General features: G+C 65.3%; 3 protein-coding genes. All 3 read left to right on the top strand.

Features of this window, described 5'->3' with window-relative positions:
* A partial coding sequence (locus tag ABWI07_RS44220) for a pore-forming ESAT-6 family protein (protein ID WP_353822216.1) occupies positions 1 to 197 on the top strand: 197 nt, incomplete at its 5' end.
* Positions 198 to 255: 58 nt separating this feature from the next.
* Entirely contained in the window at positions 256 to 651 is a 396-nt protein-coding gene (locus ABWI07_RS44215) for a DUF6507 family protein (protein ID WP_353822215.1), read from the top strand.
* Positions 648 to 1,172, top strand: coding sequence for a hypothetical protein (locus ABWI07_RS44210; protein WP_353822214.1), 525 nt, complete (start codon positions 648 to 650; stop codon positions 1,170 to 1,172). The genes ABWI07_RS44215 and ABWI07_RS44210 overlap by 4 nt, the downstream gene beginning before the upstream one ends.
* The last annotated feature ends 48 nt before the right edge of the window (positions 1,173 to 1,220 follow it).

Raw genomic sequence — 1,220 nt, 5'->3', positions numbered from 1 at the left:
CGGTGAAGGCGGCGATGTCGGATTTCGCGGCTGATGGTGTGGCGGATGAGTACCACGGCAAGGAACTGCGGTGGAATCGCGCGTCGACCGAGGTGAAGAGCATTATCCAGCTGTTGAAGACGACGCTGGAGAAGAACGACGGGACGGCGCAGTCGACGATCTCGAAGGCGAAGGCGGCGGTCGACAACATCGGCTGAGCCGACAGTCGACGGCTGACACGGGCGTGGGCAACGGGGAACGCGGAGGACGACGCGGATGACCGGCTGGGATCTGAAGCCGCAGGGTATTCAGGGTGTGCTGAAGACGACGGGTGAGACGGCGTCGCACATCGAGACGCATGCGAAGTCGTACGGGGAGCATCTGACGTCGGCGGCGACGAACGCCGGGACGATCTCCGCGGAGGGCGGCGGCGAGCAGGGCGGCGAGAAGCCGTCGGGCGGTCTGGTCGCTCTCGCCCTGTCCCAGTACGCCGAACACGCGGCCACTGACCTGAAGTTCATCGCGGCGCGGGCGGGCAAGTCGTTGCAGGGTGCGGTGGATGCGACGACGGCGTATCTGAACGGGGATCAGGAGATGGCCGCGGAGGCGCAGCGCAAGGCGTTGTCGGCGCCGGATCTTGATCCGATGAAGCCGGGGGTGCAGACGTCGTGATCAAGCCGGAGGCGATTCCGCAGTACACGGGGGATCTGGCGCTGCTGGAGAGCGCGTACGGCGATCTGAAGACGGACGCGTCGCACATCCGTTCCACCGGCAAGGACGTGCACTCGCAGTTCCAGGGGCTTGCGGCGTACTACACGGCGCCGGAGGCGGAGCAGTTGTTCGCGTCGACGAAGCCGGTGGCGGACCGGGCGGACGGGTTCGCGGATGATCTGGAGAAGGTGTCCGGGGCGCTGTCGTCGTATGGCACCGAGATCCGCCCCCTCGTCGACAAGCTCAAGCAGCTGAAGATCGACGCGACCAATTTCGTCAGCTCGGTCAAGGACGACGACGACTGGGAGTACGACGAGGACAAGATCGACAAGCACAACAAGATCCGGGATGACGTGACGGCGACCGTCGCGGCGTTCTGGGCTGCGGAGCGCACCTGTCACAACGCGATCACCAAGCTGTTCGGTGGGACGCAGATTCAACGTCGTCACCATCGTTCATCGACCCTTCCTGTGTTCGGATAAGTCGATGCTCGGCGACGGGTACGGGGGCCCGCATCGCCTGGCCGGAGG

It is taken from the genome of Actinomadura sp. NPDC000600 (assembly GCF_040492135.1).
In the GTDB taxonomy this organism is placed as follows: Bacteria; Actinomycetota; Actinomycetes; order Streptosporangiales; family Streptosporangiaceae; genus Spirillospora.
This window is presented reverse-complemented; position numbering and strand designations above follow the sequence as displayed.